Source organism: Nonomuraea sp. NPDC050691 (assembly GCF_040654455.1).
In the GTDB taxonomy this organism is placed as follows: domain Bacteria; phylum Actinomycetota; class Actinomycetes; order Streptosporangiales; family Streptosporangiaceae; genus Nonomuraea.
This window is the reverse complement of record NZ_JBFAIA010000156.1, coordinates 1-18,880: the sequence shown is the minus strand read 5'-3', so window position 1 is coordinate 18,880 and position 18,880 is coordinate 1. Positions and strand designations below refer to the sequence as shown.

Below are 18,880 nucleotides of genomic sequence, written 5' to 3'. Positions count from 1 at the left end.
AGGGTGGTGGCTACACCGCCCCCGCCCCCCGGGGGGCCGGCGGCCGGCGGGGCGGGCCTGGTGCTGAAGTCGGGGGCCCTGCAGGAGCTGGAGGCGGCGGTCCGGCAGGTGGCCGCGGGCGGGGTGGTGTTCGCGCCGGACCTGCTGGCCGGGGTGCTCGACCGGCTCACCGGCCGCGCGAAGCCCGCGGGGGCCGAGCTGACCGCGCGTGAGAGGGAGACGCTGCTCCTGCTGGCGGAGGGGGCGAGCACGGCGCAGATCAGCGAGCGGCTCGGCGTGGCGCACAACACCGCGCGCAACCACATCCAGCGCGTCCTGGAGAAGCTGGGCGCCGGCTCGAAGCTGGAGGCGGTGGCGATCGCCCGCCGCGAGGGGCTGATCGACTGACGCCCACGCCGACTGACGCCCACGCCGACTGACGCCCACGCCGACTGATGCACATGCACTAGACGGGATGAAGCCGGTGACTCTCGTTGCGCAGCCGTGCACAGGCGAAACTGAGAGGATGGGCACTGAGGGTTCGGTGTATACGGTCGAGCACCACCTGGTGAAGGAGCTCGACAGCATCACGCTGGCCCGTGACCTGACCCGGCAGGCGCTGGCCGAGAGCGGCTACACGGGTCCGTACGACGACGCGCTCCTGGCCGTCTCCGAGCTGGTGACCAACGCGCTCGTCCACGGCGCCGGCGCGCCGGTGCTCCACCTGGTCGCCGGTCCCAAGCGGGTGCGCATCGAGGTCCGCGACTCCAGCCCCCGGCTGCCCGAGCCGCGCGAGCCGGGCCCGAAGAGCGGCTGGGGACTCAACGTCATCGACCGGCTGTCCAGCCGCTGGGGCTCCTTCCCGCTGGACGGCGGCAAGGTGGTCTGGTGCGAGCTGGCCGCGGTTCCGGCCCCGAGTTGGGCCAACTGACAGCCGGGCGTGCGAAGCTGCACTATGTCCGACGAGAGCCCCGCCGAGATCACCCCGGCCGACTACAAGCTGCTGGTGCAGAGCGTCGTCGATTACGCGATCTTCATGTTGGATCCGCAGGGGCACATCGCGAGCTGGAACGCGGGTGCGGAGCGGATCAAGGGCTACCGGGCGGAGGAGATCATCGGGCGGCATTTCTCGGTGTTCTATTCGCCGGAGGACGTGGCGGCGGGCAAGCCGGCTCGTGAGCTGGAGGTGGCCGCGGCGGAGGGGCGGCTGGAGGACGAGGGCTGGCGGGTCCGGGCTGACGGGACGCGGTTCTGGGCGAATGTGATCATCACGGCGTTGCGTGATGAGACGGGCCGGTTGCGGGGGTTCGGGAAGGTGACCCGTGACATGACCGAGCGGCGTACCGCCGAACGCGCCCTGAAGGAGAGCGAGGAGCGCTTCCGGCTGATCGTGCAGAACGTCGTCGATTACGCGATCTTCATGTTGGATCCGCAGGGGCACATCGCGAGCTGGAACGCGGGTGCGGAGCGGATCAAGGGCTACCGGGCGGAGGAGATCATCGGGCGGCATTTCTCGGTGTTCTATTCGCCGGAGGACGTGGCGGCGGGCAAGCCGGCTCGTGAGCTGGAGGTGGCCGCGGCGGAGGGGCGGCTGGAGGACGAGGGCTGGCGGGTCCGGGCTGACGGGACGCGGTTCTGGGCGAACGTGATCATCACGGCGTTGCGCGATGAGACGGGCCGGTTGCGCGGGTTCGGGAAGGTCACTCGCGACATGACCGAGCGGCGCACCGCCGAACGCGCCCTCGACGAGCGGAGCAGGCTGCTGACCCACCTCGTCCACGCCCAGGAGATGGAGCGGCGCCGCATCGCCTGGGACGTCCACGACGACACGATCCAGTCCATGGTGGCCGTCGGGATGCGCCTGCAACTGCTCGCCGACCGGCTGGAGGGGCAGGACGCCACCGCGGCCCGCCACCTCAACGAGACCGTGTCCGCGGCGATCCGCCGGCTGCGCGACCTCACCTTCCGCCTCCGGCCGCCCGGCCTCGACCGCGGCGGGCTGGTGGAGGGGCTGACCTCGTACCTGGACCAGGTGGTGACCGGCGCGGGCCTGACGTACGAGCTGTGGCACGAGCTGGACCGGGAGCCACCTTCCGAAACGGCGATCACGATATTCCGGATATGCCAGGAGGCGCTGACCAATGTCCGCAAGCATGCGCAAGCGAAGGCGGTGAGGGTGTCCTTGTCCTCCAGTGGTCACGGTGTTCTGGTGCGGGTGGCCGATGACGGCGTCGGCGTCGGCGACCCGGTCGACATCCTCGCGATGTCCGACCACTTCGGCCTCATCGAGATGCGCGAGCGGGCCGAGATGGCGGGCGGCTGGTGGAGCATCCGCGGCCGCCCGGCCGAGGGCACGACGGTGGAGTTCTGGGTGCCGGCTCTGGCCTCTGGCGGTGAGGGTGACCGCGGATGAGCGCGCGGCACGACCAGGGTGCCGTGCCCGGGCGGGTGAGTCCGCGGCACGACCAGGACGCCGTGGGCGAGCGGCTGACCGTGCTCATCGGCGACGACGAGCCGATGATCCGCGACGTGCTCAGTGAGGTGCTCCAGGCCGAGCCCGACCTCAGCGTCGTCGCGGTTGCCGGTGACGCCGAGGAGGCCATCGTCCTCGCCGTGCGCCACGCGCCGCGCGTCGCCATCCTCGACGTCCGCATGCCGGGAGGCGGCGGCGCCCACGCCGCCCGCGTGATCCGCGACCGCTGCCCCGGCACCCGCGTCATGGCGTTCTCGGCCTACGGCGACGCGGGGGCCGTCGAGGAGATGCGGCGCGCCGGCGTCACCGAGTACCTCCTGAAGGGCCTGCCCAACACCGACATCGTGGCCGCGGTGCGCCGCGTCGCGGCGAGCTGCTGATACGCGCCGCTGTCGCGGGCGGCCCGGGAGTTCGCGTGGGGGGATTTTGATGTGAGAGATCCCTTTTGTACCCTGGTGTGTGGAGGGGAGTACCCGAAACCGTCAGGGTCGTCAGTACGGCGAGCCCCGAGGCCCGCCCGGTCCTGACGCCGTCCCGCGCGCGAGCGCCGCGGGAGGGCGGGGAGACCTCCGGCCGACATCGGACCGGAGGTATCTCGTTGGACGTCCCCTTCTGGGCCTGGCCTGCCGTGCTGGGCGTGATCGCGGTCATGCTGGCGATCGATCTGTTCTCCCATCGGCGTGCGCACGCGGTCGGCGTGCGCGAGGCCGCGTTCTGGTCAGCGCTCTGGATCGCGCTCGGCCTGGCCTTCGGCGCCGTGATCTGGTGGCTGTGGGGAGCCGAGCTCGCCGGGCAGTACTACGCCGGCTATCTGATCGAGAAGTCGCTGGCGGTCGACAACGTCTTCGTCTTCGCGATCATCTTCAGCTACTTCGCGGTCCCGGCGCGCTACCAGCACCGCGTGCTGTTCTTCGGGGTGCTGGGCGCGCTGGTGTTCCGCGGCGTGTTCATCGCCGCCGGCTCCGTGCTCATCGCGAGCTTCTCGTGGATCCTGTACGTCTTCGGCGCGTTCCTGGTGCTGACCGGGATCCGGATGGCCCGTCATCGCGACGAGGCCGTCGACCCGGGCAGCAGCAGGACGCTGCGCCTGTTCCGCCGCCTGATCCCCGTCACCGACGACTACCACGGCCAGCGGTTCCTGGTGCGTCAGGGCGGCCGCTGGGTGGCCACGCCGCTGCTGGCGGTGCTCGTGCTGGTCGAGGTCAGCGACATCGTCTTCGCGGTGGACTCGATCCCGGCCGTCTTCGCGGTCACCTCGGAGCCGTTCCTCGTCTTCACCTCCAACGCCTTCGCCGTCCTCGGCCTGCGGGCGATGTACTTCATGCTCGCCGGCCTGATGCACCGGTTCACCTACCTCAAGCTGGGCCTGGCGCTGGTGCTGGTCTGGGTGGGCGTGAAGATGCTCCTCCTGGAGGTGTACAAGATCCCGACGGCCCTCTCGCTGGGAGTGGTCGCCGCGATCCTCGTCACGGCCGTCACGGCGAGCTTGCTGCGTTCCCGCGGCCAGGAGAAGGGCCGGGACCAAGGTCAGGAGGAGCAGGAGGAGGCGGTCAGCGGGGCTGCGGAAAGGTGAGCGGTTCGCCCGCCCTCAGCCGCTGGAACATCTGCCGCATCGAGTCGGCGTCGTTCAGGCGGGGGAACGGCTCGGTGGGGGCCTCGACGCCGAGGAAGGCGCACAGCGGCCCCCACCCCTCGCGCACGTCGAAGACGAGCAGCCGCTCCGCCGGGATGCCCGCTTGGACGGCGGCCACGTGCCGTTCGAACACCTCGACCGCCTGCTCCTCGCTCGGCACGCCCTGCCCGGGACCCCAGTCCGGGCCGAAGTAGGGCCGCCCGATCGCCTCGAGGACCGGCTGCATCCGCCTCATGCCGGTGAGGATCGTGCGGGCCTGCTCGGGCAGTTCCTCCAGCGATCGGCCGTCCAGGCCGGCGGCGGTGGCGCCGGGGCCGGACATGAGCATGTCGATGCTCTTGTGCCACGAGCGTGGGTCGCGCACGGTCAGCACCACCTTGGCGTCCGGGTAGGTCTCGGCCAGCTCGCGCCAGTAGTGGCTGGCCGGCCAGTCCTGCGCCGACCGGTAGCCGCCCGCGAACACCTTGTCCCACCCCTCGCGGCCGTGGACCTCGCCTGCCGTGGCGGCGAGCCATCGGTCCACGTGATCGGGATGGGTCATCACCTCGAACATGTGATAGCAGGGGCCGAACCCCAGCCGCTCCAGCGCGGCCTTCATCGACAGCGTCCCGGTGCGCGGTAGTCCCGCGCCGATGATCTCCAGCATGTCCGCTCCTCGCCGTCGTCGTTGACGTGATGATCTCCACGCTAGGCGGACGGCGGGAAGAACTCAACGCCTGTGGATTTTCGGCCGACCTGAAAGTTTCACCCTCCAGCCACCTGACGCCGACCCCGCAGAGCAGGACAAACACCCCTTAATCCACCGGCTCCCGCGAGGCCGGAAGACCCGCGTTCCTACAGCTCAGAGCATCTCCGTTGATACCTTGCCCCGGATCGCGCGCGCCCCCCACCGCAGCATGCCCGCGCGATCACCCCGCCGGCTCATCGGACGCGAAAGGCCACCACCGTGACGTTGCTTCCACGCCCGCTCCGCGGACGTGCCGCCCTCGCGATCGGCGCCGTCGCCGCGCTCACCCTCGGCGCAGTGGCGGTCAGCCCGGCCGTCACCGCCGCGGCGGCCACCGGCTGCGCCGTCACCTACACGGCCAGCACCTGGGAGGGCGGCTTCAGCGCCAACATCTCGATCAAGAACCTCGGCGACCCGATCAACGGCTGGACGCTCGGCTTCACCTTCCCGGACTCCGGCCAGAAGGTCGTCCAGGGCTGGTCGGCGACGTACAGCCAGACGGGCGCCGCCGTGACCGCGCGCAGCATGAACTACAACGGCGCGCTCGCCACCAACGCCTCGGCCACCATCGGCTTCAACGGCAGCTGGACGGCCGCCAACCCGGCGCCGACCTCGTTCACCCTCAACGGCGTCACCTGCACCGGCTCCACCACCCCCGGGCCCACGCCCACCGTGACGCCGACCGCCAACGGCACCCCCGTGGGGATCAACGGCCAGCTCCGCGTCTGCGGCGTCAACCTCTGCAACCAGTACAACCGGCCCATCCAGTTACGCGGCATGAGCACGCACGGCCTGCAGTGGTTCGCCAAGTGCTACAACACCGCCTCCCTCGACGCGCTGGCGAACGACTGGAAGGCCGACCTGCTCCGGATCTCCATGTACGTCCAGGAAGACGGCTACGAGACCAACCCGCCGGCCTTCACCGCCCAGGTCAACAACCTCGTGGACATGGCCGAGGCGCGCGGCATGTACGCGCTGATCGACTTCCACACCCTGACGCCCGGTGACCCGATGTACAACCTCGACCGGGCCAAGACCTTCTTCGCCGCCGTCTCCTCCCGCAACGCGGCCAAGAAGAACGTCATCTACGAGATCACCAACGAGCCCAACGGGGTGAGCTGGGCGACCATCAAGAGCTACGCCGAGCAGGTCATCCCCGTCATCCGCGCCAACGACCCGGACGCCGTCGTCCTGGTCGGCACCCGCGCCTGGTCGTCACTCGGCGTCTCGGAGGGCGGCAACGAGACCGAGGTCATCAACAACCCGGTGAACGCCGCCAACATCATGTACACGTTCCACTTCTACGCCGCCTCCCACACCGACAATTACCGGGCGGCGCTGACCAGGGCGGCCACGCGCATCCCGATGTTCGTCACGGAGTTCGGCACCGTCACCTACACCGGAGGCGGCACGGTGGACCTCGCCAGCACCACGACGTGGCTCAACCTGCTGGACCAGTACAAGATCAGCTACGCCAACTGGACCTACTCCGAAGCCAACGAGAGCAGCGCCGCCTTCAAGCCCGGCACCTGCTCCGGCAGCACGTACGCGGGGACGGCCGTGCTGACGCAGTCGGGCACGTACATGCGCGACCGCATCCGCACCCCGGACAACTTCCCGACCGGCTGACCCCGCCTCAGACCACCGGGCCCGCGGTGCGGGAGGCGCGCCGCGGGTCCGGTCTCCATGTCTCCCGAGCGCGGCCCGGGGCGCCGGTCAGGCGGTGAGCGCGGTCTCGGCCGGGCCGGTGTGGCCGACGCGGCGGTACCACTCGGTCCCGAGGAGCTGGGCGCGCGCCTGCTCGGGCAGGCCGGTCAGCAGGGTCATCGACGCGCCCCGCTCCAGCTCCGACTGGTGCGCATGCATGGCCGCCCACTTGCGCTCGCCCCACCGCCCGACGTCGAGCGTCGTCGTGATCCGGTCGTCGGGCACGCCCGGCAGCGTCTGCCCCGGCTCGGGATCCGCCCCGAACACCGCCCGCCAGTGCGACACCACCACCGAGCGCGGGATGGCCGCCAGGTAGAGCGCCCGCGGCCACCACGGCTCGCCCAGGTCCGGGTAGAGCTGGTCGTACCCGGCCGCCTCCACCGCCGCCAGGGTGACCCGGTGGACGTGGACGTGGTCGGGGTGCCCGTAGGCGCCGTACCCGTCGTAGGTCAGCACGACGTCGGGCCTGAACTCCCTGATGTGCCGCACCACCCGGCCCACGGCCTCGTCGAACGGCACGTCCAGGAAACGCGGGGCGCCGGGCGCCGACTCGGGCTTGCGCGCGTCGGCGTAGCCCAGCAACCGCGGCTCGCCCGCGCCCAGGATGTCCAGCGAACGCTCCAGCTCGCCGGCCCGCACGGTGCCCTCCGCCCAGGTGCAGGTGACGACCGCGGTCCTGGCGCCCTCGTCGGCGTACCTGGCCAGCGTGCCGCCCGTCCAGATCGCCTCGTCGTCCGGATGGGCATGGACACTCAGCACCCCGAACCCGGCCACGGCGCCCTCCTCGAAGATCGACGGACGGCCATCGTAGCGACGGCGGGCGGGTTCAGCGCAGGGACGACCAGTGGCAGGCGTCCTCCAGCGAGCTGTAGGGCGGGAACTGGTCGACGAGCTGCGTGATGGTCAGCAGCCGGGCCAGCACGCCGCGCACGCCGACCAGGCGCAGCCCGCCGCCGCGGCTCTCGGCCCGGCGCTGGCTGTCGATGAGCTGCCACAGTCCGCTGGAGTCGCAGAAGCGCAGCCCCGCCGTGTCGAGCACGATCCGCGGCCGTTCGGAGGCCAGCGGCCCGGCCAGCGCGTCGGTCAGCAGATGCTTGGAGCTCATGTCCAGCTCACCGGTCAGGCGAACCACGTCGACGTCGCCGTACCGCTCCATATCTATCACCAGGCGTGCCATGGCACTGCCTCTCCGTCGCCGCGTCGATGCCGTCGCCACCCTTGACCAGCGGGGATGGTGTCCAGCTTATCCACAGACCTTCGCCCGGCTCCACGGGTTGCCGGAAACGGTCACGGAGATCCTTCCGATGTCGGGCGCGGCGGGCGTCCCGGGACCCTACCGCAGGCCCCGGGACGCCCACCGGCCCAGGCCGTCAGACGCCGACTGCCCGATCGTCGGCGCGAGGGCCCGCCTCCTCGCAGATCTGCGCGCGGGCCGCCACCGCCGACACGTCGTCGGGCTGCAGCTCCGCGGACATCTCCGCGTGCACCGTGGTCCGGTAGCGCTCCGTCTCGCGCCGCACGTCCTCCTCGTCCCAGCCGAGCACAGGGGCGATGAGCGCGGCCACCTCGGCCGCGGCGGCCAGGCCGCGGTCGCGCTCCTCGATGGAGATGCGGGTACGGCGCACCAGCACGTCCTCCAGGTGGAGCGCCCCCTCGTGCGTGGCCGCGTACAGCGCCTCCGCCCTGAGGTAGTCGGCCGCCCCGGTCAGCGGCTCGCCGAGGGACGGGTCCTCCTCGATCAGAGCGAGGAGGTCCTCGACGGCCGAGCCGTAGCGCCCGAGCAGGCGCTCGACGCGGGCCACGTCCACCCCGGCGCGCGCGGCCAGCCGGGCCCGGCCGTTCCGCAGGGCCGCGTACCCCTCGGCGCCGAGGAGCGGCAGCCGGTCGGTGACGGAGGTCGGCACGGCCGTGCCCAGGTCGCGCGCGGCCACGTCCACGGCGTCCTTGGCCATGACCCGGTACGTCGTGTACTTGCCGCCGGCGATGACGACGAGCCCCGGCGCGGGCCGGGCGACGGTGTGCTCCCTGGACAGCTTGGCGGTGTCCGAGGCGTCCCCGGCCAGGAGCGGGCGCAGGCCCGTGTAGACGCCGTCGATGTCGTCGTGGGTGAGGGGCGTGCTCAGCACCTGGTTGACCCGGTCGAGCAGGTAGTCGATGTCGGCCCGGCTGGCCACCGGACGGCCCTTGTCGAGGTCCCAGTCCGTGTCGGTCGTGCCGATGATCCAGTGCCGGCCCCACGGGATGGTGAAGAGCACGCTCTTCTCCGTACGCAGGATCAGGCCGGTGTGCAGGGTGATCCGGTCGCGCGGGACCGTGATGTGGACGCCCTTGGACGCCCTGACCCGCAGGCCGCCCTTGTTGCCCGCCATCCGCGCGGTCTCGTCGGTCCAGACGCCGGTGGCGTTGATCACCTGGCGGGCGCGCACCACGATCTCGCGCTCGCCCTCCAGGTCCGTCACCCGGGCCCCGGTCACGCGGTCACCGTCACGCACCAGCCCTGTCACGCGTGCCCTGGTCGCGACGGCCGCGCCGTACTGCGCGGCGGTGCGCGCCAGCGTCATCGCGAACCGCGCGTCGTCCACCTGGGCGTCGTGGTACTGGACCGCGCCGACGAGCGCGTCCGGGCTGAGCGAGGGCGCGGCGGCCAGCGCCCCGCGCCGGCTCATGTGCCGGTGGCGCGGCAGGACGCGCCTGCCGTCGAGCATGTCGTACAGGGCGATGCCCGCGCCCACGTAGAACCGCTCCCACAGCCGGTGCCGGAGCGGGAACAGGAACGGCACCGGGCGCACCAGGTGGGGCGCGAGCCGGGTCAGCAACAGGCCGCGTTCCTTGAGGGCCTCCTTGACCAGCTTGAAGTCGAGTTGTTCGAGGTAGCGCAGACCGCCGTGGACGAGCTTGCTCGACCGGCTCGACGTGCCTGCGGCCCAGTCCTGCGCCTCCACCATCGCGACCGACAGGCCGCGGGACACGGCGTCGAGCGCCGCGCCGGCGCCCACGACCCCGCCGCCCACGACCAGCACGTCGAACTCGTCGTCGCCCAGCCGGCGCAGCGTCTCCGCGCGGTACGCGGGTCCCAGCGGTACAGATGTCACAGTAAGGCTCCTCATCTCAAGAAAGTCAGGCGGGCCCTGGGCCGCGGACCCCGCATGGGCGGGCGGGGAACCGCGGCCGGGGTGGTCGGGCGGCTCAGCCGACGTCGACCCAGTCGAGCGTGCGGGTGACGGCCTTCTTCCAGGTGGCGTAGCCCGCGTCGCGCTGGTCCTGCGACCAGGAGGGCTGCCAGCGGCGGTCCTCCTGCCAGTTCTGCTTGAGCTCGTCGGTGGACTTCCAGAAGCCCACGGCGAGCCCGGCGGCGTAGGCGGCGCCCAGCGCGGTCGTCTCCGCCACCACGGGCTTGGAGACCGGGACGCCGAGGACGTCGGCCTGGATCTGCATGCACAGCTCGTTGGCGGTGACGCCGCCGTCCACCCGCAGCACGTCGAGGGTGACGCCGGAGTCCTGGCGCATCGCCTCGACCACGTCGCGGCTCTGGTAGCAGATGGACTCCAGAGTGGCGCGGGCGATGTGCGCGTTGTTGTTGTAGCGCGACAGGCCGACGATCGCGCCGCGGGCGTCGGAGCGCCAGTACGGCGCGAACAGGCCCGAGAACGCGGGCACGAAGAACACGCCGCCGTTGTCCTCGACCTGCCGGGCCAGCGACTCGCTCTGCTCGGCCCCCGAGATGATGCCGAGCTGGTCGCGCAGCCACTGCACGGCCGAGCCGGTCACCGCGATGGAGCCCTCCAGCGCGTACACCGGGGCCTCCGCGCCGAACTGGTAGCACACCGTGGTGAGCAGCCCGTTCTTCGAGCGGACGGGGGTGGTGCCGGTGTTGAGCAGCAGGAAGTTGCCCGTGCCGTAGGTGTTCTTGGCCTCGCCGACCTCGAAGCACACCTGGCCGACGGTGGCGGCCTGCTGGTCGCCGAGGACGCCGCCGAGCGTGACCTGCCCGCCCAGCGGGCCGTTCTCGCGGGTGCGCCCGTACGCCTCGGCGTGCGAGGAGGGGACGATGGCCGGCAGCATCCGCCGCGGGATGCCGAAGAACGACAGCAGCTCGTCGTCCCAGTCCAGCTTCTCCAGGTCCATGAGCATGGTGCGGCTGGCGTTGGTGACGTCGGTGACGTGCAGGCCGCCGTCGGAGCCGCCGGTGAGGTTCCACAGCAGCCAGGTGTCGGTGGTGCCGAAGATCGCCTCGCCGGCCTCGGCCGCCTCGCGCACCCCGTCGACGTTCTCCAGGATCCACTGGATCTTGCCGGCGGAGAAGTACGTGGCGGGCGGCAGGCCGGCCTTGGCGCGGATGACGTCGCCCCTGCCGTCGCGCTCCAGCGCCGAGGCGATCCGGTCCGTGCGCGTGTCCTGCCAGACGACGGCGTTGTAGTACGGCCGGCCGGTGGTGCGGTTCCACACGACGGCGGTCTCGCGCTGGTTGGTGATGCCGAGCGCCGCCAGGTCGGAGGCCACGAGATCGGCCTTGGTCAGCGTGGTCTCGATCACCGCCCGGGTGCGCTCCCAGATCTCGGTGGGGTTGTGCTCCACCCACCCGGCGCGCGGCAGGATCTGCTCGTGCTCGAGCTGGTGGCGGGCGATCTCGTTGCCGCCGTGATCGAAGATCATGAAGCGGGTGCTCGTCGTTCCCTGGTCGACGGCGCCGACGAAGTCCGGCATGGAATCGTGCCTCCTCAGAAGGGGGGTGGGGTGGTCAGACGGTCTCGTAGGACTCTTTGGCCGGCACGCGGCCGGGCTCAGGCTCATCTTCGGTCGGCAGGAACCGCCCCACCAGGGCCTGGTAGAGGCCGGCGCCGACCAGGCCGCCGATGACGGGCGCCACGATCGGCACCCAGAAGTACGCCTGGCCGTACTGGTCCTGCCAGGCCGTGTGATAGCCGGTGAGGAACGACGCCAGGCGGGGCCCGAAGTCGCGGGCCGGGTTGATGGCGTAACCGGCGTTGGTGCCCCAGGCCATGCCGATGGCCACGACGAGCAGGCCGACGACGACCGGGGCGAGGTTGGCGAGGGGCGCGTTGTTGCGCACGTCGGAGATGGCGAGGATCAGGAACAGCAGGATCGCGGTGCCGATCACCTGGTCGCGGAAGGCGCCCCAGGTGTCCACCGGAAGGGTGCCGTTGCCGGGCAGCGTGGAGAAGACGCCCTGGGTCTTGATGGTGTGGCCGGGGTCGATCTTGGCGAGCACCTCGGCGTAGTTGAAGCGGACGATCAGCGCCGCCACGAACGCCCCCGCGGTCTGCGCCAGCGCGTACGGTGCGACCTTGCGCCAGGAGAAGCCCTGGAACGCGGCCAGGGCGATGGTGACGGCCGGGTTGAGATGGGCGCCGCTGACCCGCGCCGCGACGTAGACGCCGAGCGTCACGCCGAGGCCCCAGGCCCACGCGATGCTGTCGTGGTCACCGATACCGCCGGCGACCACCTGGGCCACCACGCCGACCCCGAACAGGATCAGGATCATCGTGCCCGCGAACTCGGCGGCCAACTCGCCGAGCATTCCACGGGCTTTCAGGCGCTCCGCCATGTCTTCCTCCTCACAGTGCCTCACCACGCTCCGGTCCTCGGGCGGGAACAGGTGTCGTCGCAGGCAGGACGTCCGGTGAAGCTCCCAGCGCTTCACGGCTGCTTGGAAGCTAAGTGAGGAAAACCACAGGGTCAACGACGGGGTGCCGACAATGTCGAACACTAGTCAGCTATGACATCCGGGATTATGGTCTGAGGCTATGACTCGGCGCACACTCTGGGCGATATGAGGCGGTATGCGTAGATCTTTCTTTTGCTGGTGCCGACATTGTCGAACGAGCGCCGCCGGGCTAGGCTCGATGCCGTGCCAGGTCCAGTCCAGTCCATCCAGCGGGGAGCGGCCATCCTGCGCCTCCTCGCGCGCAGCTCGGGCAAGCTCGGCGTGGGCGAGATCGCCACATCGCTCGGCCTGCCCCGCGGCACGGCGCACGGCCTGCTGCGCACCCTGCAACTGGTCGGCTTCGTGGAGCAGGACAGCGCGACCGGCAAGTACCAGCTCGGCGCCGCCCTGCTGCACCTCGGCACGAGCTACCTGGACGTCAACGAGCTCCGCTCACGCGCCATCAACTGGGCCGACGCGCTCGCGGCGCGCAGCTGCGAGTCCGTCAAGATCGGCACCGTTCTCGACGGCCAGGTCCTCGTGGTGCACCACGTCTTCCGCCCCGACGACACCCTGCAGACCCTCGACGTCGGCTCGCTGATGCCGATGCACGCGACCGCCCTGGGCAAGGTGCTGCTCGCCTTCGACTCGGGCGCCGGCGCCACGCTCGGCAACGGCCCGCTCGAGGCCTACACCCGCAGGACGATCGTCGCTCCCAAGGACCTGACCCGCAGCCTCGCGGGCATCCGGGAGGTGGGGTGGGCCGCCCAGGTCGAGGAGATGACCGTGGGCGAGGCGGGCATCGCCGCCCCCATCCGGGGCCACGGCGGCCTGGTGGTCGGCGCCATCGGCATCTCCGGGGCCGTCGAGCGGATCTGCGACGCCAAAGGCCAGCCCAACACCGCCCTGGTGACGTTCGTGCGCGACGCGGCGCGCGCGGTCTCCCGGGACCTCGGTGCCGCGCGCTGGTGACACCTACTTCCCACATACCGAGGTGAACGCCATGGCCACGCGCTATGTGATGTCCATCGACCAAGGTACGACGTCGACGCGGTGCATCATCTTCGACCAGCAAGGACGCCTGGTGTCGGTGACGCAGCGGGAGCACCGCCAGCACTTCCCGCAGCCCGGGTGGGTCGAGCACGACGCCGTCGAGATCTGGCGCAACCTGGAACGCATCGCCCCGGAGGCGCTCAAGCAGGCCGGGGTCGGCCTGGAGCAGGTCGCCGCGATCGGCATCGCGAACCAGCGGGAGACCACCCTCGTGTGGGACCGCCGCACCGGCGTGCCCCTGCGGCGGGCCATCGTGTGGCAGGACACGCGGACGACCGCCCTGGTCGACGAGCTGGCCGCCCGTCCCGGGGCGTCGATGGTGCAGAAGCGCTGCGGCCTGCCGCTGGCCACCTACTTCTCGGCCCCCCGCATCCGCTGGCTGCTCGACGACGTCCCCGGGCTGCGCGAGCGCGCCGAGCGGGGCGAGGTGCTGTTCGGCACCATGGAGTCCTGGCTCATCTGGAACCTCACCGGCGGTCCAGACGGCGGCCTGCACCTCACCGACGTCACCAACGCCAGCCGCACCCTGCTGATGGACCTGACCACGCTGGAGTGGGACGACGACCTGCTCGACTTCTTCGGCGTGCCGCGCACGATGCTGCCGCAGATCCGGCCCTCGACCGAGACGTACGGCGTGGCCAGCACCGTCCTGCCGGGCGTCCGCATCGGCGCCGCGCTGGGCGACCAGCAGGCGGCGCTTTTCGGCCAGACCTGCTTCGCGCCCGGCGAGGCCAAGTGCACCTACGGCACCGGCGGCTTCCTGCTGCTCAACACCGGCAAGGAGCCGGTCCGCTCGTCCCACGGCCTGCTCACGACCGTCGGCTACCAGGTCGGCGCCGAGCCCGCGGTGTACGCCCTGGAGGCGCCGATCGCCGTCACCGGCGCGCTCGTGCAGTGGTTCCGCGACGGCCTCGGCCTGATCAACAGTGCTCCGGAGATCGAGACGCTGGCCAAGACGGTGGACGACAACGGCGGGTGCTACATCGTGCCCGCGTTCGCCGGGCTGTTCGCCCCGCACTGGCGCAGCGAGGCCCGCGGGGTGATCGTGGGGCTGACCTCGTACATTACCAAGGGGCATCTGGCCCGTGCGGTCCTGGAGGCCACCGCCTGGCAGACCCGTGAGGTCGTGGACGCCATGAACGCGGACTCCGGGCTCGACCTGCGGGTCCTCAAGGTGGACGGGGGCATGACCGCCGACAACCTGCTCATGCAGTGCATCGCCGACGTGCTGGACGTCCCGGTCGTGCGGCCCATGGTCGCCGAGACCGTGTCGCTCGGCGCCGCGTACGCCGCCGGGCTGGCCGTCGGCTACTGGCCCGACCTGGAGGGGCTGCGCCGCAACTGGCACCGCGCCGCCCAGTGGGTGCCGGCCATGGACCCGGGCCGCCGGGAGTCGGAGTACGACAACTGGCGGCGGGCCGTGGAGCGGACGTTCGGCTGGCTGCAACCCCGCCGCTGACATCCCGCGTAACCCACCGGACATCCATTCGTGTCATGATCTGCCCGATCTTGAGAACTCTGACAGGAGCAAGATGAGGGCAACTGCACGACGCACGTTACGCGCCTTCCTCGCGGGCGGCCTCGCGGCCGCCGCGCTGGTCTGGCCGGCGGGCGCATCGGCGGAGGCGGCCGCGGCCGCCACCGTCTCGGTGGACTTCACCAAGCCGATCCGCACGATCTCCCCCGCCGACATCGGCATCGGCATCACCGGGTACGGCGAGGGCTCGTACATCACCAACGACCCCAAGCACCGCGACCACCTCCGACGGCTCGCCGCCGGCCGGATGCGCATCGAGCTGCACTACAAGACGCCGGGCGACCACAGCAGCCCCATCATCTGCGGTGGCTACGAGTGCGACGCCCAGGTGTCGGGCGACGCCTGGATCAACGCCATCCGCGACCTCGGCGCCGAGCCGGTCGTCATCCTCCAGGTGGACGGCCGGCAGAGCGCGGAGGTGAACCGCGACGACGCGGTCGCCCTCTACCGGCACTTCGCCGCCACCGGGAAGCCGATCCAGCGCTTCATCGTGGGCAACGAGCTCAACTGCGCCTGCACCCCGAACAAGCCCGAGATGACGGCCACGGAGTACAGCAGGCGCTTCAACCTCATCGCCGACGCCCTGCGCGCCGAGAACCCGGCCCTCGTGATCGGCGGCCCAGCCACCGCCTGGAACGACAACGACTACATCCGCACGTTCCTGCAGGGCTCGGGCGACCGGGTGAGCTTCGTCGACTACCACGACTACGGCAACGGCTCCGAGCAGATCACCGACGAGACGCTGCTCGGCGACGTGATCCGCGCGTACGAGACCGACATCGCGGGCGTGCGCGCCACGGTCCGCTCCGTGCTCGGCCGCGACCTGCCGATCCAGATCGGCGAGTTCAACTCCGACTTCGACGACCCGGACGGCCACCGGACGCTCGCCCACTTCAACACCCTGTGGGGCGCGGCGGCCCTCGGCCAGATCCTGCACGCCGGCGCGAGCGCCTACCAGTACGGCGACAAGAACGGCCGGCTCGGCCTGACCAGCACCAACGGCGAGGGCGGCATCGCGCGCAGCGAGCCGCTGCCCATCTACCACGGCCTCGGCATGTACACCGGCGAGGGCCTGTTCAGGCCGTTCGGCACGACCGTCGTCCAGGCCGGCGCGAACACCGCCAAGCTGCACGTCTTCGCCTCCGACCACGCCAAGAACGTCGTCCTCGTCAACGTGGGCGCCGAGCCGCTGGACACCACGCTCACCCTCAACGGGCTGGCGAGCGGCACCGCCGCCGTCTGGCAGAGCACCTCCGACGCCTGGACCCCGCACCGCACCGGCACCGCGACCATCTCCGGCGGCAAGGCCACGGTGACGCTGCCGGCCGGGTCGGCCACCACGCTGGTCATCGGCGAGCAGGGCCTGAAGGCGACCTACTTCGACAACGCCGACCTCACGGGCGCGAGCGTCACCCGCGTCGATCCCACGGTGAACTTCGACTGGGGCGCCTCCTCGCCCGACCCCGCCATCGGCCCGGACACCTTCAGCGTCCGCTGGACCGGCAAGGTCGTCGCCGACAAGGCCGAGACGTACACGTTCATCACGACCAGCGACGACGGCGTGCGGCTCCGGGTGGACGGGAAGCTGGTCATCGACGCCTGGACCGACCACTCCAAGCGGGACGACACCGCCTCGGTCGCGCTGAGCGCCGGCCCGCACGACATCACGATGGAGTTCTACGACAACGGCTACGACGCCATCGCCGAGCTGCGCTGGTCGAGCCCGAGCATCCCGCGCCAGATCATCCCGGCGGGCAAGCTCCTCGCCGGCTGACCCTCCGGAGCCTCGCCGGGCGCTCCGCGGGGCGCCCGGCGGGGCGGGTCACAGCCGGTCGAGGATCCTCTTCATCTGCTCGATCTCGGCCCGCTGTGACGACTCGATGGTCCGGGCCGGCTTCCTGGCGCCGGCGTCACGGCCCTGGGCCGGCTCGGTCCCGGCCATCTGGATCGCGCCCTCGTAATGGGCGATCATCATGCGGACGAACCGCTCGTCGAACGCGGCGCCCTTGGCCTGCTTGAGCCTTCCCATGTCCTCGGCGGACATCATGCCGGGCATGCCGTGGTCCATGTGTCCCATGCCGGTGGGCTCGCCCCAGTCCTTGAGCCAGCCCCGCATGGCCGTGATCTCCGGGGCCTGGGCCGCCTTGATCCTGGCGGCCAGAGATCGTAGATCTTGAGGAGGCCGAATTCAAACTTGGGTTCGCAAACGTGCCTGGCGGTACGTACTCGTCGCGGAGGAGATGCCGGCTCAGCCGGTCACGAAGCGTCGTAGCGCATACGGGAGGCGGCCACGTACTCGCGGTGCTGCTCGGCCCAGGAGATGAGCCCGGCGACCTGGGACGAGAGCGTCCGCCCGACCGGGGTCAGGGCGTAGTCCACCCGCGGCGGCGAGGTGGGGGTGACGGTGCGCTCCACCAGGCCGTCGCGCTCCAGGCTGCGCAGGGTGAGAGTGAGCATGCGCTGGGAGATGCCCGCGATGGAGCGCTGGAGTTCGGAGTAGCGCTTGGGCCCGCCGCCGAGCAGGTTCATGACCAGCACGCTCCACTTGTCGCCGACGCGGTCGAGGATGTCGCGCAGCCGGCAGGTGGGGTGCTCCTCGCCGATCGTCTCGCGCACATCGGTGTGCCTTGCGCGGGTCAAAGTGCCTTCTTCCGTCATGGCGGCATTGTGGACCAGACTCGACACGCGCACAAGAAGTAACCAGCGCACAGAAAGTGCTGTTGCGATGAGCATAGATCTGACCGTTCCCCCGCCCCGGTCCGGCCCTCGCCCGCGGATCACGGGTCTGGAGATCCCGCACGTCCAGCTCGACCAGTTCTCCCCGCCGCACATCAGGGCCGCCCTGGTGGCGGAGGCGCAGGCGCCCATGCCGCTCGTCGAGCCGCTGGAACGGGCCGGATGGATCGAACCGCACCCGATCAGCCGGCGCCCCGAGTGGCCCGACACGATCGTGATGCTCTACGCCCCCCGCGACGAGGCCGAACTGGCCGTCGCCCGCACCGTGCTGCACGCCTCCTGGCGGCAGGCCACCGCGTCCTCCCCATCTTCCCCGGACATGGAGTGATCATCATGCGTGCCATGGCTTTCCCCGACTTCGGCGCCGAACCGGCGGCCACCGACCTGCCCGTGCCGGAGCCGGGCCTGGGCGAGGTGCTGGTCCGGGTGCTGGCCTCCTCGGTCAACGGCTTCGACCTGGGCGTGCTGGGCGGCTACCTCAAGGGCGTGTACGAGTACGAGTTCCCGGTCGTGCTCGGCAAGGACTTCGCCGGCACCGTGGCGGCCGTCGGCCCGGACGTGACCGGCCTGACGCCGGGTGACGACGTGTTCGGCGTGGTCATGCGCCCGACCCTGGGCCAGGGCGGCTTCGCCGAGTACGTCGTGGTGAGCGCGCAGTACGGCCTGGCCAGGATCCCCGACGGGCTCGGCCACACCCGCGCGGGCGCGCTGGGGCTGGCCGGGACCGCCGCGCTCAACGCCGTCGACGTCGTCGCCCCGGCGCCGGGGGAGACCGTCCTGATCTCGGGAGCGACCGGCGGCGTGGGCGCGTTCGCCATCCAGCTGGCCGCCGCGCGCGGCGCCAAGGTGATCGCCACCGCCCGGCCCGGGGCGGAGGCCGCCTTCGTCACCGGCCTCGGCGCCACCTGGGCCGTGGACCACACGGACCTGCCGGCGCAGGTACGCGCGATCGCACCCGACGGGGTGGACGCCGCGCTGCACCTGGCGGGCGACGGGCCGGCAGTCGCCGCACTGCTGGCCGACGGCGGACGGCTGGCCTCCACGATCCACTACCAGCCCGACGAGCCCGGCCGGGACATCAAGGCCACGACGGTGATGTCCGACCCGACCCCTGACACTCTGGCCCGGCTGGCTGCCGACGCGGCCGAAGGACGCCTCCGGGTGCCGGTGGCCCGCTCGTACCCGCTGGCCGAGGCGCCGCGCGCGATCGCCGACTTCGCCGCCGGAACCGTCGGCAAGCTCGCCGTCACGATCTGAGGCCGGGCCTGAACCACGGGCCTGAACCACGGGCTCTGAGCGGGCGCACGCTGGACGAGATCCTCTCGGAGGTCGTCAGGGAGGCGCGCGAGGAACTCGCGGTGGCGATGCCG

General features: G+C 71.3%; 19 protein-coding genes. 11 read left to right on the top strand and 8 right to left on the bottom strand.

Annotated elements, in window-relative coordinates; all coding sequences use genetic code 11:
* The 5 genes from AB0H81_RS35270 to AB0H81_RS35250 form a co-directional block, all read left to right on the top strand.
* On the top strand, nt 1-387 hold a 387-nt coding region (locus AB0H81_RS35270; protein ID WP_358383655.1), incomplete at its 5' end, for a response regulator transcription factor.
* A 118-nt stretch (nt 388-505) separates the two neighbouring features.
* On the top strand, nt 506-910 hold the full coding sequence (locus tag AB0H81_RS35265) for an ATP-binding protein (RefSeq protein WP_358383652.1): 405 nt from the start codon (nt 506-508) through the stop codon (nt 908-910).
* A gap of 24 nt (nt 911-934) precedes the next feature.
* On the top strand, nt 935-2,392 hold the full coding sequence (locus tag AB0H81_RS35260; protein ID WP_358383649.1) for a PAS domain S-box protein: 1,458 nt from the start codon (nt 935-937) through the stop codon (nt 2,390-2,392).
* Nucleotides 2,389-2,832 (top strand): response regulator transcription factor, encoded by a 444-nt coding sequence (locus AB0H81_RS35255; protein WP_358383646.1) that lies wholly within the window; start codon nt 2,389-2,391, stop codon nt 2,830-2,832. Before AB0H81_RS35260 ends, AB0H81_RS35255 begins: the two co-directional genes overlap by 4 nt.
* Before the next feature lie 218 nt (nt 2,833-3,050).
* Nucleotides 3,051-4,025, top strand: a complete 975-nt coding sequence (locus AB0H81_RS35250; protein ID WP_358383644.1) for a TerC family protein — start codon at nt 3,051-3,053, stop codon at nt 4,023-4,025.
* Here the strand turns inward: AB0H81_RS35250 and AB0H81_RS35245 are convergent.
* Nucleotides 4,003-4,731, bottom strand: coding sequence for a sulfotransferase family protein (locus tag AB0H81_RS35245; RefSeq protein ID WP_358383641.1), 729 nt, complete (start codon nt 4,729-4,731; stop codon nt 4,003-4,005). The genes AB0H81_RS35250 and AB0H81_RS35245 overlap by 23 nt on opposite strands.
* Before the next feature lie 300 nt (nt 4,732-5,031).
* Here AB0H81_RS35245 and AB0H81_RS35240 point away from each other — a divergent pair, with 300 nt between their 5' ends.
* Entirely contained in the window at nt 5,032-6,441 is a 1,410-nt protein-coding gene (locus tag AB0H81_RS35240) for a cellulase family glycosylhydrolase (RefSeq protein ID WP_358383638.1), read from the top strand.
* Nucleotides 6,442-6,528: 87 nt separating this feature from the next.
* Here the strand turns inward: AB0H81_RS35240 and AB0H81_RS35235 are convergent, their stop codons facing one another.
* From AB0H81_RS35235 to AB0H81_RS35215, 5 genes are all read right to left on the bottom strand, one after another.
* Entirely contained in the window at nt 6,529-7,293 is a 765-nt protein-coding gene (locus AB0H81_RS35235) for a PIG-L family deacetylase (protein WP_358383635.1), read from the bottom strand.
* Between the two features lie 52 nt (nt 7,294-7,345).
* Entirely contained in the window at nt 7,346-7,696 is a 351-nt protein-coding gene (locus AB0H81_RS35230; protein ID WP_358383632.1) for an STAS domain-containing protein, read from the bottom strand.
* A gap of 193 nt (nt 7,697-7,889) precedes the next feature.
* Nucleotides 7,890-9,611, bottom strand: a complete 1,722-nt coding sequence (locus AB0H81_RS35225) for a glycerol-3-phosphate dehydrogenase/oxidase (protein ID WP_358383629.1) — start codon at nt 9,609-9,611, stop codon at nt 7,890-7,892.
* Nucleotides 9,612-9,705: 94 nt separating this feature from the next.
* Nucleotides 9,706-11,223, bottom strand: coding sequence for a glycerol kinase GlpK (gene glpK / locus AB0H81_RS35220; protein ID WP_358383626.1), 1,518 nt, complete (start codon nt 11,221-11,223; stop codon nt 9,706-9,708).
* A 34-nt stretch (nt 11,224-11,257) separates the two neighbouring features.
* The gene (locus AB0H81_RS35215; protein WP_358383623.1) at nt 11,258-12,085 is read right to left on the bottom strand and encodes an MIP/aquaporin family protein; all 828 of its coding nucleotides are present in this window, start codon (nt 12,083-12,085) and stop codon (nt 11,258-11,260) included.
* A 303-nt stretch (nt 12,086-12,388) separates the two neighbouring features.
* Between AB0H81_RS35215 and AB0H81_RS35210 the strand changes: the two genes are divergently transcribed.
* The 3 genes from AB0H81_RS35210 to AB0H81_RS35200 all read left to right on the top strand — a co-directional run bounded on the left by AB0H81_RS35210 (nt 12,389) and on the right by AB0H81_RS35200 (nt 16,548).
* A complete protein-coding gene (locus tag AB0H81_RS35210) occupies nt 12,389-13,156 on the top strand; it encodes an IclR family transcriptional regulator (protein WP_358383620.1) in 768 nt (255 codons plus the stop codon).
* Nucleotides 13,157-13,187: 31 nt separating this feature from the next.
* Entirely contained in the window at nt 13,188-14,696 is a 1,509-nt protein-coding gene (gene glpK, locus AB0H81_RS35205; protein ID WP_358383617.1) for a glycerol kinase GlpK, read from the top strand.
* Between the two features lie 73 nt (nt 14,697-14,769).
* Complete coding sequence (locus AB0H81_RS35200) at nt 14,770-16,548, top strand: PA14 domain-containing protein (RefSeq protein WP_358383614.1); 1,779 nt, start codon at nt 14,770-14,772, stop codon at nt 16,546-16,548.
* A gap of 48 nt (nt 16,549-16,596) precedes the next feature.
* Here the strand turns inward: AB0H81_RS35200 and AB0H81_RS35195 are convergent, their stop codons facing one another.
* Both AB0H81_RS35195 and AB0H81_RS35190 read right to left on the bottom strand, forming a co-directional pair.
* Nucleotides 16,597-16,962: a DUF305 domain-containing protein gene (locus tag AB0H81_RS35195; RefSeq protein WP_358383658.1), complete on the bottom strand. Its 366-nt coding sequence runs from the start codon at nt 16,960-16,962 to the stop codon at nt 16,597-16,599.
* Nucleotides 16,963-17,030: 68 nt separating this feature from the next.
* A complete protein-coding gene (locus AB0H81_RS35190; RefSeq protein WP_358383611.1) occupies nt 17,031-17,414 on the bottom strand; it encodes a helix-turn-helix domain-containing protein in 384 nt (127 codons plus the stop codon).
* Nucleotides 17,415-17,499: 85 nt separating this feature from the next.
* On the opposite strand from AB0H81_RS35190, the gene AB0H81_RS35185 reads away from it, so the two are divergent.
* Nucleotides 17,500-17,838: a hypothetical protein gene (locus AB0H81_RS35185; RefSeq protein ID WP_358383608.1), complete on the top strand. Its 339-nt coding sequence runs from the start codon at nt 17,500-17,502 to the stop codon at nt 17,836-17,838.
* A gap of 5 nt (nt 17,839-17,843) precedes the next feature.
* Nucleotides 17,844-18,767, top strand: a complete 924-nt coding sequence (locus AB0H81_RS35180; RefSeq protein ID WP_358383605.1) for an NADP-dependent oxidoreductase — start codon at nt 17,844-17,846, stop codon at nt 18,765-18,767.
* Nucleotides 18,768-18,880: the final 113 nt, after the last annotated feature.